This window comes from Sutterella massiliensis, assembly GCF_016899755.1.
GTDB classification, from domain to species: domain Bacteria; phylum Pseudomonadota; class Gammaproteobacteria; order Burkholderiales; family Burkholderiaceae_F; genus Sutterella; species Sutterella massiliensis.
The window spans coordinates 1-535 of the sequence record NZ_JACJJC010000241.1; the positions used below are offsets into that span (position 1 = coordinate 1).

The following is a 535-nucleotide window of genomic DNA, read 5'->3' on the forward strand; positions in this document are numbered from 1 at the left end:
GCTCCCTTGGCAACGACGGTCGACTCTTTGGTCGTGAATCCCAGGCCTACATCGCCGGCAGCTTCGGCGAACTCTCGTTCGGCCGCGTCGGTCAGCTGACGTCCGGCAACGGCACGTACGGCATCGCTGGCAATATGTCCCCGTTCGGCACGTCGTGGTCCGACGCTGTCGAGGGTTCGACCTTCCAGGTCGGTTTTGGCCGTTTCGACAACACGATCACCTATAAGTCCCCGAACTTCGCCGGCTTTAACGTCTACGCTCAGTACTCGTTCGACGCCAACACGAAGGATGAATGGTCGGTCAAGGATCATACTGGCCACACCGAAGGTAAGTCGACCTCAACCCGCTACGGCGCCCTCGGTGCCACGTACGGCAACGGCGCCCTGAAGCTCGCCTTCACGGCCGACTGGTACAACTGGTCCAACAACTACAACTACAACGAAACCACGGGCGCAAGCGACGGCGAAGTTGATGATGGCTACGCCTTCACGTTCGGTGGTTCGTATGACTTCCAGGTTGTCAAGGCCTACTTCGG

General features: G+C 59.4%; 1 protein-coding gene. It reads left to right on the plus strand.

All coding sequences use genetic code 11. The annotated features are described in order from the left end of the window. Window positions 1-535: porin (locus tag H6A60_RS12370; RefSeq protein WP_205105067.1), on the plus strand; the 535-nt coding region annotated here is incomplete at both ends.